Raw genomic sequence first — 14,317 nt, 5'->3', positions numbered from 1 at the left:
CCGCGGGTGCGGACGGGGGCCCGGTTGCTGCCGGCTGCGTGGAGCGGTGCGGTGTGCGAGGGCCGTCCGGGCGCGCGGTGCGCCGGGACCGGACGGCCCGGGCGTCAGTAGATGCTGACCCCGTACGCGCTGATCGCTTCGGTGACCGGCTGGAAGTACGTGGTGCCGCCGGAGGAGCAGTTGCCGCTGCCGCCGGAGGTCAGGCCGAGCGCCGTGCTCCCGGCGTACAGGGGGCCGCCGCTGTCGCCGGGCTCGGCGCACACGGTGGTCTTGATCATGCCGTACACGACGTCGCCGTTGCCGTAGTTGACGGTGGCGTTCAGGCCGGTGACCTTGCCGGTGTGGGTGCCGGTGGTGGAGCCGCGGCGGGTGACGTTCTGGCCGACGGTCGCGTTGCCGGCCTTGGTGATGTCCTGGCCGCCGACCGTGCCCTCGTGCGACACGCCGCTGTTGCTGTAGCGGACCAGGCCGTAGTCGTTGTTCGGGAAGCTGGAACCGGCGGTGGGGCCGATGCTCGTGCTGTGCGAGGAGTTGGTGTACCAGGGCGGGTTGCCGTCGGTGCAGTGGCCGGCCGTCAGGAAGTAGTAGGTGCTGCCCTTCTTGACGTTGAAGCCGAGGGAGCAGCGCCAGCTCGTCGCGTAAATGGCGTCACCGCCGGAGATCAGCTTGCGCAGCACGCCGGGTGTGCGCTCCACCTTCAGCGCACCGGCGTTGGCGCCCGCGGCCTGCTTGATCTTGTCGAGCTGGGCCTCGGTGACCCGGCTGTCGGCCTGGACGACCACCTTGTTCGTCTTCGGGTCGACGACCCAGGCGGTGCCCGCGACGTCCGCGGAGCGTACGGAGTCGCTCACGGCGGCGAGCTGGGACGCGCTGAACGTGGTGGGCGGGGCGGGTTCGCCCGCGTGGGCGGTCGGCAGGGCCAGGGCGCCGATCGCGGCCAGCCCGGACGCGACGGCGATCAGCCGTCCGCGTCTCGCGATGCCGCTCCGGGGGGTAGTGCGCTCGAACCTCACTGCTACCTCCGAGGGGATCGGAAGACCTGCCGAGCGGGCAGGTCCGTGTGCCGCTGCCCGGCGGGCCCGCGGGACTCCGCACGTCCTTCCGGTGCGGGCCCCGGACAGCGCTGCTCGGGAGTTTCGAGGGACCGGCCCGCCCGCGCAAGGGTGCCTTTCGGACGCCCGCCCGACATCCGTACGCACGCCCGCGCCGGCCGCGTCGACCCCGTCCGCACACACGTCCCGGCAGCATCAACTCGCGCTGCCGGGACGGTGGTTGACCCCCTCGTTCAGGGGTTCGACGGTTCAGCCCGCGATACGGTTCCGCTCCCCCGCGCGCAGCGCGAAGGGCAGCGTGTTGCCGGGCGGCGGGAAGGGGCAGATGAAGTGGTCGGCGAAGGCGCAGGGCGGCAGCAGGGTGCGGTTGAGGTCCACCGGCACGGTGCCGTCGGCCGCGGGGGCCGGCGTCCGCAGGAAGCGGAAGCGGTAGCTGTCCGTGCCGCTGGTGGCGTCGGCGAGGACGGCCCACAGGGTGCCGTCGGCCTCGACCGTCACCTGGAGGGTGTGCTCGTCGCCGTCGAGGGTGAAGGCCAGTTCGCCGGCCAGGCCCAGGCCCCGCTCCCGTCCGTCGGCGTTGGGCACCTGGACCGTGCGCCCCGCGCCGTACGGCCGGAACAGTCCGGGCCGCACCCAGCGCTCGTCGTAGGGGTAGACGTCGATCCCGCCGAAGGCGCGCCGGGCGGCGGAGTCCGGGTCGAAGATCCGTACGGCCCATTCCCCGTCGCGGCGCAGCACCGGCAGCCGCCGGCCCTCGTGCGCCACCCGGGCGGTCGCGGGGGCGCCGTCCGCGCCGAGCCGTACGGTGCCGTCCAGCGGCGCCCCGTCGACGGTCAGCCCGTCGGCGGCGGCCGCGCGCAGGAGCACCGCGTCGCCGTCCGCGCTCCAGTGGCCCGGTACGCCGTCGAGGCGGCCGTCGGGGAAGTCGGCGAGCCAGTGGGTGGCGGTCAGGGCGAGCGGGCCGTACGGGAGGGCGATCTCGGCGGCGCGCCGCTCGTGCCAGGTCTGCCAGTGCTGCTCGGCCTGGGTGCCGGTGCTGCTCGTGGTGCTCATACGGTCAGTCCTTCCCTACGGGACGTACCGGATCCGGCAGCCCCAGATGTGAGCGCAGGGTCGTGCCCGCGTATTCCGTCCGCAGCACGCCGCGCTCCTGGAGCAACGGCACCACCCGGTCGACGAAGTCGTCCAGTCCGCCGGGGGTCAGATGCGGTACGAGGATGAAGCCGTCCGCGGCGCGGGCCGCCACGTAGGCGGTCATCTCCTCGGCGACGGCGGCGGGGGTGCCGACGAAGGACTGCCGCCCGGTCGTCTCGATCACGGTCTCCCGGATGGACAGGCCCTTGGCCTCGGACAGCGCCCGCCAGCGGTCGGCGAGCGCCTTCGGGTCGGCGAGCCGGACGCGGCCCTGCGCGAGCTGGGATTCGGGGTCCGGGTCGATGTCCGGCAGCGGCCCGTCCGGGTCGTACCCGGACAGGTCCACACCCCAGACCTGTTCCAGGGCCAGCAGGGCGTTCTGCGGCGAGACCTGCTGCCGGCGGATCGTGGCGGCCCGTTCCTGAGCGTCGGCCGCGGTGTCGCCGAGGACGAAGGTGACCCCGGGCATGATCTTGAGGGAGTCGGCGGTACGGCCGTGGGCGGCCAGCCGGCCCTTGACGTCGGCGTAGAACTCCTGACCGGCCGCGAGCGTGCTGTGCCGAGTGCTGCATTTACCCGGGGGACGACCCCCGGACCCCCAGCCGGTGAAGACGATATCGGCGGTGGCGGCGGCGAAGTCGCGACCGGCCGCCGAGTCGCCCGCCTGGATGATGACGGGGTGGCCCTGCGGGCTGCGCGGGAGGGTGAAGGCGCCCCGGACGCGGAAGTGCGGGCCGTGGTGGGTGACCGGCCGCGGCACGCCCCCGGCCGTCCAGGAGTCCCACAGTTCGCGGGCGGTGGCGACGAACTCGGCGGCCCGGGTGTAGCGGTCGGCGTGGTCGAGATAGCCGCCGCGGCGGAAGTTCTCGCCGGTGAACGCGTCGGAGGTGGTGACCACGTTCCAGGCTGCGCGGCCCGCGCTCAGGTGGTCCAGGGTTGCCAGCCGCCGGGCCAGCTCGTAGGGCTCGTTGAAGGTGGTGTTGACGGTGGCGGCCAGGCCCAGCCGGTCGGTGACGGCCGCCAGCGCGTTCAGTACGGTGATCGACTCCGGGCGGCCCAGCACGTCGAGGTCGTGGATGCGGCCCTTGTGCTCGCGCAGCCGCAGCCCCTCGGCGAGGAAGAAGAAGTCGAAGCGGCCGCGCTCGGCGGTCCGGGCGAGGTGTTCGAAGGAGGCGAAGTCGATCTGCGAACCGGCCCTCGGGTCGGTCCAGACGGTGGTGTTGTTGACGCCGGGGAAGTGCGCCGCCAGGTGCATGCGCCGGAGACCGGGCGCGGTGGCCGGGGCCGCGGGCGTGGGCTCGGGGGTGGGCGTGCGTACGGGCGTCGGCTGGGGCGTGGGCGCCGTACGGGACGGGGTACGGGACGAGGTCGTGGTCACGAGGAGACCTTCCGGGCCGAGGCGTAGCGGTTGGCCGGGCGCGGCAGGCCGAGGTGCTCGCGCAGCGTCGTGCCCGGGTAGAAGCGGCGGAGCAGGCAGCGGTGCTGGAGCACCGGCACGGTGCCGTCGACGAGCAGCGCCAGGTCGCGCGCGGGGTCGGCGGGGCGCAGGTGGAAGCCGTCGCCCGCGCCGTCCGCGTGCCAGTCGCCGAGCAGGTCGGCGAGTCCGACGGCGTCGCCGGAGGAGTACAGCTCGACCGGCAGCGAGGCGAGGACCAGCAGCCGGTCCGGGTCGCGGCCCAGGGCGCGGGCGCGTTCGCGCAGGTCGGCGCGGGCGGCGGCGGCCGTGGCGGGGTCCTCCGCCCGGACGAACGCGACGTCCGCGTGCGCCGCGGCCACCTGCCGCGCGGGCCGGGCGGTGGCGTCGACGGCGACGACCGGGCGGCCCTGCGGCGGCCGGGGCGTGATGGACGGCCCCCGTACGGAGAAGGAGGCGCCGCGGAAGTCGACGTAGTGGAGCTTGTCGCGGTCGACGAACCGGCCCGTCGCGGTGTCGCGGATCTCCGCGTCGTCCTCCCAACTGTCCCACAGCCGGGCGGCCACGTCGGCGACCTCGCCGGCCTCCCGCCACAGCGCGTCGGCGGGCGCGGCGTCCCGGCGGCCGAAGAGGCGGGCCTCGGCGGGGGTGCCGGACACCTCCACGGTCCAGCCCGCCCGGCCGCGGCTGACCCAGTCCAGGGTGTTCACGGCGGTCGAGACGTGGAACGGCTCGGTGTGGGTGGTGGTGACGGCCGGGACCAGGCCGACGCGGCCGGTGCGCGGCGCGACCCGGGCGAGGACGGCGAGCGCGTCCGGGCCCGGCCGGGCGAAGGAGTCGCCGAGGGTGACGAAGTCCAGGGTGCCGCGCTCGGCGAGCCGGGCCAGGCGGACGTAGTGCTCGGGGTCGAAGACCTCGGTGGCGCGGCGGCCCCGGCGGGGCGGCCCGTCGAGTGCGAAGGCGAGGTGCAGGGGGCGCAGGGAGCAGGAGGGCTGGGACATGGGACGGCCTTTCGTCGCTGTGCACGTGGGGTGGCGGGTGCCGTGGTGCTGCTCAGCCGGGTGGGCACCGGGCCGGCTCCGGTAGGGCGTGCGCGCGCAGGAACCGCAGCAGGGCGCGGGCGGTGGCGTCGTTCTGCCGGAAGGCGGGCGCGTTGGTACGGGGCCGGGCGAAGGCGCCGGAGGCGCGGGCGTCGGTGTGCGGGCCGAGCGCGAAGCGGCGCGGGTGCGGCTGCCCGTCGCGGTCCAGCACCCGGCCGTCGCCGGGGTCGACGGCGAGCAGGCCGCTGCCGGTGGCGGCGGCCCCGTCGTCGTACAGGCCGCGCAGCAGGGCGTCCTTCGTGTCCGTCACGGTGGGCTGCGGGAGCCGCGCCTCCACCAGCGCCCGGGCCTCGACGCGTACGCCCGGCACGCTGTCGCTCGTGGCGGAGAACACGCCGCGTTCCGGGTCGGCGGTGACGGTGGTGCCGGCGCCGAGGAAGCGCACCACTCCGGCGCGGGACAGCGCGAGCAACTGCCGCAGGCGGGGGCCGGGCGGGCCGGAGGCGAGGTGGCTGAAGAAGCCGTGCCACCAGGGGCCGTGGTCGCCGAGCCGTACGAGCTGTCCGTACACCGACAGCAGGGCGAGGAAGACGGCGAGGTCGGGGCTGTGGGCGGGGTCGTGCCGCCGGGCGAGGTCGGCCTCGATGTAGGCGCGCAGGCCGTCCTGGAAGGCGTCCGCGCCGGGGAAGCGGACGCCTTCCAGCGGCCGGTCGAGGGCGTCCAGGTCGAGATGGTCGGCGGGGTCGGGGACGGCGGCGGCGACGAGCGCCCGCAGGTCCGGGCCGAGCGGTTCGGCGGCCGCATACTTCTCCTCGAAGGCGGCCCGGTCGGCTCGGACCCGCTCCGGGTGCGCGGTGAACAGCCGGTGGTAGTGGGCGTGGCCCAGCTCCTTGGCGATGAGCGGCCAGACGTCGCGCCGGAAGTCGTAGCCGCCGGGCCGGGCGAGCAGTTCGTCCACCTGCGCGGGCCCGAAGAAGCGCGGCAGCGGCGGCCGTTCGCCCCGGTAGGTGTAGCCGATCTTGGAGTGGTACGGCACGCCGCGCCGCGACCCGACGTACAGGACCGGCTCCTTCCCCGACGGCCGGTACGCCGGCTCCCCGTCCGGCCCGGCCTCGTACGCCCCGCCGCGCCCCTCGGTGAGCAGCACCATCAGGTCGACGAAGGCGAGTCCGAAGCCGCGTACGAGCACCGGCTCGCCGGGGGCCAGGGCGTCCAGGCCCGCGTCGGCGGTGAAGTCGGACGGCAGGTAGGTCAGGTGGTGGCGCGCGGCGAAGGCGGCCAGTTCGCGCTGCTCCGGGGGCGGCTGGGCGTCGAGGTGGCCGAGGGCGAGGACGACGAGGTCGGCGGCGAGCGGGGCGGGGTCGCCCTCCAGCCACACCTGCTGCGGGCCGCCGCGCGGGCCCGTGACCCGCACCGCGCGGCGGCGGTGCTCGTGCACGGTGACACCCGGCGGCAGCGCGGCCACCGCCTGCTCGTACACCCACTCCAGGTAGGCGCTCTGCACCTGCCGTCCGGCGAAGCCCTGCGGCCCTAACTCGCGTACGGAGTCCGCCAGTTCGCCGGGTACGGAGAGTTCCCCGGCGCGCACCCGGGCGGCCCACTCGGCGAGCGAGGGGCCGGGCCGCACCGGTCCCCGCAGTTCGACGGAGGCGTCGGTGAACATGGTGACGTCCTCGGCCGTGGAGTTCATCCACAGCAGCGGGGACTGGTCGCGGCGCCAGACGCGCCCGCCGCCGGGCGGGTACGGGTCGACCAGGTGCAGGTCGAGGGGCGCGTCGCCGTACAGCTCGGGGGCGTTGGCGGCGATGCGCTCGATCAGCCCGGTGCCGCGCGGGCCCGCGCCGACGAGGACGACGGCGGGGCGGCCCGGGACGCGGGACGGGGAGTGGAGGGGCCGCGGGGGCGGCGCGGGGTGCGGCGCGTGGTCGGTCGCAGACATGCGTGAAGGCTCCGTGGACGCAGTGATCCCACTGGGAGTTGAGCGTCTTCACACACGGGGCCCGGAGGCCGGCACCGGACGCGCCCCTCAGCACGGCCGATCCTTGAGGCTATGTGCCCGGGACGCCCCGCTGTCAAGGCTGTCCGGACTGTGGGCAGCGGGGCACGTCACGGTTGACGGGAAACCGGATGCCTGTTCCACTTAGCCGCATGGACTCACGGCAGTGGCTGGTCACCCGCGACCACATCGACTTCGGTCGTGTGTGGTCGGCGTCCTGTTGAGCTGACCCGCTGCCCGCCCGCCGCCGTTCCGGCCGGGCCTCTCGCGGCTTCTCCTCCCGTCCGCCGCGCCTTCACACACCCGCGCCCGCCGGCGCACCCCTCCCCTCGTAGCTCCACCCTCGTTCTGCCGTTCCACTCTTCACCCTCGCCGCACGCCTGCCCCGCCACCGCGCCCCTATGCACCCCGGCAGCGCATTGTCGACAAAGTTCGGCGTCCGCGCTGCCGGGCCGCCGGTCCGGGTCCGGGTCAACACCGCGCCTCGCCCGTGCGGCCGGCCGGGTTCACCTGACCCCCCTTACGGGGTGGAACGGGACATCCTCCGCACTCGGGCGGTTCGTATTCCGTCCGGTTTGGATGCAAGAACGATCGGGTACCGGTCGGCCACTGGACGTTCCGACACTCGATGTGACAGCCTTCACACGGTCAGTTCCCGCGACTCTTCCCAGTTCTGACGCCATGCCACCCTCTTTGCACCAGATGTGTCACGAACCCCCCGTGCGGCGGCTATCCACTTGGCAGAGCATCCGCATCATGGACGACGATAGAGGTGCGGACACACAGACCGCGGGTGAGAGGAGGCGTCAATGGGATCGGTACGCAAGGCAAGCGCCTGGCTGGGCCTCGTCGACGACAACGATGACGAGCGCTACTACGACGACGACTACGCCGAGGGGTCCGAGCCCGGCAGCACCGGGAACAGCCCCTGGGTGACCGACCCGCGCGTCCAGGTCGCCGACGAGAGCGCCCAGGACCAGGGCACCCGCATCGCCACCGTCACCCCGGAGGGCTTCGGGGACGCCCGCGGCATCGGGGAGCTGTTCCGGGACGGCATCCCCGTCATCGTCAACCTGACCGCGATGGACTCCTCCGACGCCAAGCGCGTGGTGGACTTCGCGGCCGGGCTGACCTTCGGGCTGCGCGGCTCCATCGAGCGGGTCGCCACGCGCGTCTTCCTGCTCACCCCGGCCGACTACCGCATCCTCAGCGGTGAGCCCGGCCGGCGCCGCCCCGAGGGCGGCTTCTTCAACCAGAGCTGAGCGCGGGGGCCGGTGCGTCGTTCCGGCCGGTGGCCGGGGCGGCCGACGCCCTCCGGCCGCCGGCCGGCTCCGCTCAGCGGAACGCGTCCAGGCCGGTGAGCGCCTTGCCCAGCACGAGCTGGTGCATCTCGACGGTGCCCTCGTAGGTGAGCACCGATTCCAGGTTCGTCGCGTGCCGCATGACGGGGTACTCCAGCGAGATCCCGTTCGCACCGAGGACCGTACGGGCCGTACGGCAGATCTCGATCGCCTCCCGTACGTTGTTGAGCTTGCCGAAACTGATCTGTTCCGGCCGCAGCCGTCCCGCGTCGAAGCGCCGCCCCAGGTGGTGGGCGAGCAGGATGCCCTTGTGCAGCTCCACGGCCATGTCGGCCAGCTTGGCCTGGGTGAGCTGGAAGCCGCCGATGGGCCTGCCGAACTGCTCGCGGGTACGGGAGTACTCCAGCGCGGCCTCGAAACTGGCGCGCGCGGCCCCCATCGCGCCCCACACGATGCCGTACCGGGCGTGGCCCAGGCAGCGCAGCGGACCGCCCAGCCCCGTGGCGCCGGGGAGCACCGCGTCGGCCGGCAGCCGTACCTCGTCCAGGACCAGTTCGCTGGTGACCGAGGCGCGCAGCGACCACTTGTGCCGGATCTCGGGCGCGCTGAAGCCGGGGGTGCCGGCCGGGACGAGGAAGCCGCGGATGCCGTCGTCGGTCTGCGCCCAGACCACCGCGACGCCGGCCACCGACCCGTTGGTGATCCACATCTTGCGGCCGGTGAGCACCCAGTCGCCGCCGTCCCGCTTGGCGTAGGTGCGCATGGCGCCGGGGTCGGAGCCGTGGTCCGGCTCGGTCAGGCCGAAGCAGCCGATGGTCTCGCCGGACGCCATGCCCGGCAGCCAGCGCTGCTTCTGCTCCTCGGAGCCGAAGCGCCAGATCGCGTACATGGCGAGCGAGCCCTGTACGGAGACCAGCGAGCGGATGCCCGAGTCGGCCGCCTCCAGTTCCAGGCAGGCCAGGCCGTACTGGACGTGCGAGGCGCCCGCGCAGCCGTAGCCGGTCAGCGCCATGCCGAGGGCGCCGAGGGAGCCCAGTTCGCGGGCCAGGTCCCGGATGCCGGGCAGTTCGCCCTGTTCGTACCACTCGGCGATGTGCGGCAGGACCCGGTCGCCGGCCCACCGGCGGACGGTGGCGCGTACCGCGCGGTCCTCGTCGGAGAGCAGGTCGTCGAGGCCCAGCGGGTCTTCCGCGTCGAAGGGCGGGAGCTTCGGGGACGGGGGTGCGGACATGGCGGGGCCTCCGGTAGCTGCGCGCGCACAAAAACTAGCGGTGTTAGTTATCCGGGTCCGACGTTACGGGCGGCCGCGGCACGGCGGCAAGAGCCCCCGCCGTGGGCGTCGTCCCCGCCCGGCCGCGCCGCCCCGTACGCGAAGCCCCCGCTCAGCGCCGTACTCCCCTTGATTCCCGCGGCTCCCGCTACTGTCCGGTGTTCGCGCGCGCCGGCTCCGAGCCGCAGTGCGTCCCCTCGCTGTCGGTCCGGTCCCCCGCGTCCGCGGCCCGCCGCGGCAGCCGCAGCGCGATCACCGCGCCGACCAGCAGCAGCACGGCGCTGGTGACGAGCGTGACGTGCAGTCCGTGCACGAAGGAGCCCTGCGCGGCGTCGCGCAGCACCGACTTCGCCGTGCCGCCGAGCGAGGAGGCGACCTTGTACGCCTCGCCCAGCGAGTGCGCGGCCGAGGCGGCCGCCCGGTCCGGGACGCCGTCCACGTGGGCCAGCCCCGGGGCGTAGGCGGCGTTCATGACGCTGCCGAGCAGGGCCACGCCGATGCCCGCGCCGAGCTGGTAGGAGGTCTCGCCGATGGCCGCCGCGCCGCCCGCCTGGTCGGCGGGGGCCTCGCTGAGCATCGACTCGTAGGCGCCGAAGAGCGTGCTCTGGAAGCCGAAGCCGAGCAGGACGAAGCCCAGCACGAGCAGCCAGGGGCGGTCCGTCTCGTCCATCGCGGTCAGGCAGAGGACGGCCGCGGCGGTGAGCACGAAGCCCAGCGAGACCATCACCCGGGGCCCGACGGCCTGCAGCACCTTGGAGCCGGTGAGCCCGGCGGCCATCGCGGCGAAGACCAGCGGCAGCATCCGCAGCCCGGTCTCCAGCGGGCTCAGGCCGAGGACGAGCTGGAGGTACTGGACGGCTATGAGCTGCAGCCCGACGAGGGCGAGCATCGCCAGCACGATGCAGCCCACGGAGGTGCCGAAGGCCGGGCGGGCGAACAGCCGCACGTCGATGAGCGGATGCTCGCGCCTGCGCTGGCGCCGTACGAAGACGATGAGCAGCAGGACACCGACCAGGATGGAGCCCAGCGTGGTCGGGCCGAGCAGCGACTCGCCGCTGCCGATGCGCTTGACGCCGAGGACGACACCGAGCACGCCGAGCGCCGCGACGACGGCGCCGACGGTGTCCCAGGGCCCGTTGCGCTCGCCCCGGGACTCCGGCAGCAGCCAGCGTCCTATCAGGGCCATGACCGCCATCATCGGGATGTTGATGAGGAAGACCGAGCCCCACCAGAAGTTCTCGACGAGGAAGCCGCCGAGGACCGGACCGACGGCGGCGCCGACGGCGGCCACCGCGCTCCACACGCCGATGGCGACCGCCCGCTCGCGCCGGTCGGGGAAGACCTGGCGCAGGATCGACAGCGTGGCCGGCATGATCATCGCGCCGCCGATGCCGAGCAGGGCGCGGGCGATCATCAGCGTCTGCGGGTTGGGGGCCAGCGCGGCGGCGGCCGAGGCCGCGCCGAACAGGCCGTATCCCAGCAGGAGGATGCGCCGGCGGCCCACCCGGTCGCCGAGCGTGCCGAAGAGGATGAGCAGGGACGCCGCGATCAGCGGATAGATGTCCACGATCCACAGCAGTTCCACCGGCCCGGGACGCAGGTCCTCGGTGACCGACGGCACCGCCACGTACAGGATGGTGGTGTCCAGCGCGACGAACAGCAGGCTGACGCAGAGCACGACCAGTACGGTCCAGCGGTTGGCGCCGCCACCTCCATGCCGGGGAACACCCGCCGTCCGCTCGCTGCCGGACGTGGTCGTCCCGGACATTCGCGTACCTCCTGTCATGCTCTCGCGGCCGCGTGCCGGGGCGCGGGAGGCGCTCCGGCTGAACCGGCGGACGGGCGAGTTGAGACGTCAGACTACGCGAGTCGCGTGACGTGACGCGTGGCTCACCCCACGATGAGACGCTCGTCGCAGGGCCCGGCGGTTCCCATACCCGTTGACGGGCGGCGGACTCCGGCCACGGGATAATCGGCCGGATGAACGATCTTGCCCCCTTTCGCGGGCCGGAGCGGAACGGCCCCGTCCGGACCGACCGGCCGCGCTCCGCGCTCCGCCGGGCCGCTCCCGCCCTGCTGGTGTACGCCGCGATCCGGGCGCTGGGGCTCGTCGTACTGGCGGCCTGGTCCGCCGCGCACGGCAAGAGCTGGCACACGCTGCTCACCGCCCGCTGGGACTCGCTCTGGTACACCCGGGTCGCCGAGCAGGGGTACGGCTACAGCGTCCAGCTCGCCGACGGGGACGTGCATTCGAACCTGGCGTTCTTCCCGTTGCTGCCGTGGCTGGAGCGCGGACTCTCCGCCGTGACGTCCCTGTCCGCCGCCGACGCCGGACTCGCGGTGTCCTGGCTCGCGTCGCTCGCCGCCGCCTGGGCGCTGTACCTGACCGGCGAGCGGCTGCACGGGCCGCGGGCCGGTGTCGCACTGGCGGCGCTGTGGGCGGCGCTGCCGGTGGGGATCGTGCAGTCGATGGCGTACTCGGAGTCGCTGTTCACCGCGCTCGCGGCGTGGGGGGTGTACTGCGTACTGACCGGGCGGTGGGTGTCCGCGGGGGTGCTGGCCTCGCTGGCGGGGCTGACCCGGCCGGTGGGGGCCGCGGTGGTCGCGGCGGTGTGGATCACCGCGGCGGTGACGCTGTGGCGGGACCGGGCGACGGGTGACGGGCCGGGCCGCGGACCGGACGGCGCGCAGGACGGCGGGCCGGGCGCCCGGCCGCGGCTGCGCAGGCACCGGCGGATGCTGCTGGGTGTGCTGCTGGCGCCGCTCGGCTGGTGCGGCTATTTCCTCTGGGTGGGCGTCCGGGAAGGCGGTCTCACCGCGTATCTGGACGTCCAGGGCGGCTGGGGCAACGGCTTCGACGGCGGCGCGGCCTTCGCCTCGTTCCTGTGGGACCTCGGCTTTCCGGCGGGCCTCGGGCTGCTGGCCGGTGTCGCTCTGGTGGTCTGGCTGTACGTGCTGGGCGCGCGCCGGGGGCAACCGCTGCCGCTGCTCGTCTACGGCGGGGCCGTCTTGCTGCTGGCGCTGACGGCCAAGGGGTACTTCGGCTCCAAGCCGCGCCTGATGATGCCCGCCTATCCGCTGCTGCTGCCGCTCGCCGCCGGGCTGGCGCGGTGGCGTCCGGCGGCGGCCTGGACGCTGACGGCCCTGGTCAGCGCGGGGTCGGCGGTGTACGGGGCGTTCTGGCTGAACGGTTCGGGCCCGCCGTGAACGGAGGATTCCCCTCCGTCGGCGCCCGCGCGGGGAAACGGACCGCGACACCCGTGCGAATCGGCGATAAACTGCTCCGGCGAATTGGAAAGAAGCCTCTCGGGACCTCCTTCGACACTCCGCCCGGAGGCAATCCGACGGCCGTTGAATTCCTTCCGAAATCCCTTGGCCAAAGTCACCTTTGAGACAGATTGCACATCACATCGTCATTACAAAGCTCACAGTTTGACCAAGCACCGACATCACACGCGGTAACGTCGATTGAGTGCGTACCGATGACAAGCTCGACCAGATGGAGGAGCACCCGCCCGACCGCCCGCCGTCACGCATGACCCGGACCCGCTGGTGGCTGTTCGGGGGCACGCTCGCGGTGTACGTGGCGATCGTGGCCGGTGTGCTCGCCACCTCATGGCTGGTCACCTTCGACTGGCAGGCCATGCTCTTCCGGCCGTACAAGCAGTGGCCGGAGATCCACGCCTTCCTGGACTACTTCGTGGTGCTGGGCCAGCGCGGCCCCACCGCGGTCGCCGTGGCGGCCTGGCTGGGCTGGCGTTGCTGGCGGACCAAGAACCTCCACCCGCTGCTGGTGCTGGGCACCTCGCTGCTGCTGCTCAACATCACCGCGGGCGCCGCCAAGCTGGGCATGGGCCGGCTCGGCCCGCACTACGCGACCACCATCGGCGCCAACGAGATGTGGCTGGGCGGCGATATATTTCCTTCCGGACACACCGCCAACGCCGTCGTCACCTGGGGTGTCCTGGCCTATCTGGCGACCACTCCGCTGCGCCGCCGCGCACTCTCGGTGATCGCCGCGCTCGGCGCCCTGGGCGTCGGCATGACCACCGTCTACCTCGGTACCCACTGGGTCAGCGATGTGCTGCTGGGCTGGGCCGCCGGACTGCTGGTGCTGCTCGCGCTGCCGTGGTTCGAGCCCGGGGTGGAATGGGCCGAGGCCCGGCTGACGGCCCTGTGGCGGCAACTGCGCGCCCGCTGGCTGCCGGCGCCCGCACCGCTCGTCCCGGCGCACGCCCGCGGCGGCCTGTCCGCGCCGCGGCCGGCCCCGGAGGAAGAGGTGCTGGTCCGGGACGCGATGGGCGCCGCCAGGCCCGGCGCCGCCACCCGCGCCGCGGACGGCCGACCGCACCATCCGCCGCGACCGCACGCGGTCCGCTCGGAGCGCACCCCGGTCACCCCGACCGGCAGCCGGCGCCCGCCGCACGCCGACCGCGCGCCGCGCACCGCGCCGCTCGCCCCGGCCCCGGTCCGCGGCCGCACCGGCGGCGGCTGACCGCCACCGGACCCGCGGGGACGGTACGCACAGCCCCTCCCCCGCGCGGCCGACGGCCCCGGCAGCTCCTTCCGGAGCGCCGGGGCCGTCGCCTTTGTCCGGGTCCGCCGCCCGCGCTCAGCCCTTCCAGCTACGGGTCACGGTGCCGTCCTTGACTTCGAAGTTCAGGCGGCCGCCCAGGTACTCCATGGTGATGATCGCGCCCGGCGCCAGGGACCGGACCGTGGTCCAGCCGTGCGCGCGGGCCCGCTCCTCGGCGGCCTGCTGCGCCAGCCCGACGTAGGTCCCGGGGTCGTCGTCGGGCTCGGAAGGGGAGTTCGGTACGGGTGCCATGGCAGCCACCGTAGGCGTACCGCACAGCAGGTGGAAGGGCCGGGGTGCCATACGCGCGTACCCGCCCGGTCCCCCTTGGTCACACTTCTGTCACAGCATGACAGCGCGTGTTTGCCCTCGATTCCGTCACCCGTACGAGCCGGGCACTGCACCAACCGGGTGGGAATCGGGGACGGCCTGATTTCGGCCGTGATCGCCCGTCGGCGGCCGGTTCCGGGCCCGCCGGGAGCGGCCGGAATTAATTCCCCGTCAGCAGCCGTTTTATTCCTTCTTTTTTACGGT

At 73.9% G+C, this 14,317-nt stretch carries 11 protein-coding genes; 3 read left to right on the top strand and 8 right to left on the bottom strand.

The annotated features are described in order from the left end of the window. Positions 1 to 104 precede the first annotated feature (104 nt). The 5 genes from EJG53_RS32535 to EJG53_RS32515 form a co-directional block, all read right to left on the bottom strand. Complete coding sequence (locus EJG53_RS32535) at positions 105 to 1,013, bottom strand: S1 family peptidase (protein ID WP_125047930.1); 909 nt, start codon at positions 1,011 to 1,013, stop codon at positions 105 to 107. Positions 1,014 to 1,301: 288 nt separating this feature from the next. After that, positions 1,302 to 2,105 carry a DUF1684 domain-containing protein gene (locus EJG53_RS32530; protein WP_125047929.1) on the bottom strand — a complete coding sequence of 268 codons (804 nt, stop codon included), beginning with the start codon at positions 2,103 to 2,105 and terminating at the stop codon, positions 1,302 to 1,304. A gap of 4 nt (positions 2,106 to 2,109) precedes the next feature. Next, positions 2,110 to 3,441 (bottom strand): NtaA/DmoA family FMN-dependent monooxygenase, encoded by a 1,332-nt coding sequence (locus EJG53_RS32525; RefSeq protein WP_125049747.1) that lies wholly within the window; start codon positions 3,439 to 3,441, stop codon positions 2,110 to 2,112. A gap of 119 nt (positions 3,442 to 3,560) precedes the next feature. Then, the gene (locus tag EJG53_RS32520; protein WP_125047928.1) at positions 3,561 to 4,601 is read right to left on the bottom strand and encodes an LLM class flavin-dependent oxidoreductase; all 1,041 of its coding nucleotides are present in this window, start codon (positions 4,599 to 4,601) and stop codon (positions 3,561 to 3,563) included. A gap of 52 nt (positions 4,602 to 4,653) precedes the next feature. After that, complete coding sequence (locus EJG53_RS32515; RefSeq protein WP_125047927.1) at positions 4,654 to 6,579, bottom strand: FAD/NAD(P)-binding protein; 1,926 nt, start codon at positions 6,577 to 6,579, stop codon at positions 4,654 to 4,656. Positions 6,580 to 7,445: 866 nt separating this feature from the next. On the opposite strand from EJG53_RS32515, the gene EJG53_RS32510 reads away from it, so the two are divergent. Continuing rightward, positions 7,446 to 7,898, top strand: coding sequence for a cell division protein SepF (locus EJG53_RS32510; protein ID WP_030019475.1), 453 nt, complete (start codon positions 7,446 to 7,448; stop codon positions 7,896 to 7,898). A gap of 73 nt (positions 7,899 to 7,971) precedes the next feature. On the opposite strand, the gene EJG53_RS32505 is transcribed toward EJG53_RS32510, so the two are convergent. Beyond that, positions 7,972 to 9,168, bottom strand: coding sequence for an acyl-CoA dehydrogenase family protein (locus EJG53_RS32505; RefSeq protein WP_125047926.1), 1,197 nt, complete (start codon positions 9,166 to 9,168; stop codon positions 7,972 to 7,974). A gap of 187 nt (positions 9,169 to 9,355) precedes the next feature. Next, positions 9,356 to 10,975 (bottom strand): MFS transporter, encoded by a 1,620-nt coding sequence (locus EJG53_RS32500; protein ID WP_125047925.1) that lies wholly within the window; start codon positions 10,973 to 10,975, stop codon positions 9,356 to 9,358. A 212-nt stretch (positions 10,976 to 11,187) separates the two neighbouring features. Between EJG53_RS32500 and EJG53_RS32495 the strand changes: the two genes are divergently transcribed. Then, positions 11,188 to 12,414 carry a mannosyltransferase family protein gene (locus EJG53_RS32495; RefSeq protein WP_125047924.1) on the top strand — a complete coding sequence of 409 codons (1,227 nt, stop codon included), beginning with the start codon at positions 11,188 to 11,190 and terminating at the stop codon, positions 12,412 to 12,414. Between the two features lie 265 nt (positions 12,415 to 12,679). Continuing rightward, a complete protein-coding gene (locus EJG53_RS32490) occupies positions 12,680 to 13,702 on the top strand; it encodes a phosphatase PAP2 family protein (RefSeq protein WP_174856492.1) in 1,023 nt (340 codons plus the stop codon). 117 nt (positions 13,703 to 13,819) lie between these two features. On the opposite strand, the gene EJG53_RS32485 is transcribed toward EJG53_RS32490, so the two are convergent. Next, positions 13,820 to 14,035 carry an I78 family peptidase inhibitor gene (locus tag EJG53_RS32485; protein WP_125047923.1) on the bottom strand — a complete coding sequence of 72 codons (216 nt, stop codon included), beginning with the start codon at positions 14,033 to 14,035 and terminating at the stop codon, positions 13,820 to 13,822. Positions 14,036 to 14,317: the final 282 nt, after the last annotated feature.

Source organism: Streptomyces chrestomyceticus JCM 4735 (genome assembly GCF_003865135.1).
In the GTDB taxonomy this organism is placed as follows: Bacteria; Actinomycetota; Actinomycetes; order Streptomycetales; family Streptomycetaceae; genus Streptomyces; species Streptomyces chrestomyceticus.
The sequence above is the reverse complement of the archived record's forward strand: the minus strand, read 5'-3'. Positions and strand labels throughout refer to the sequence as shown.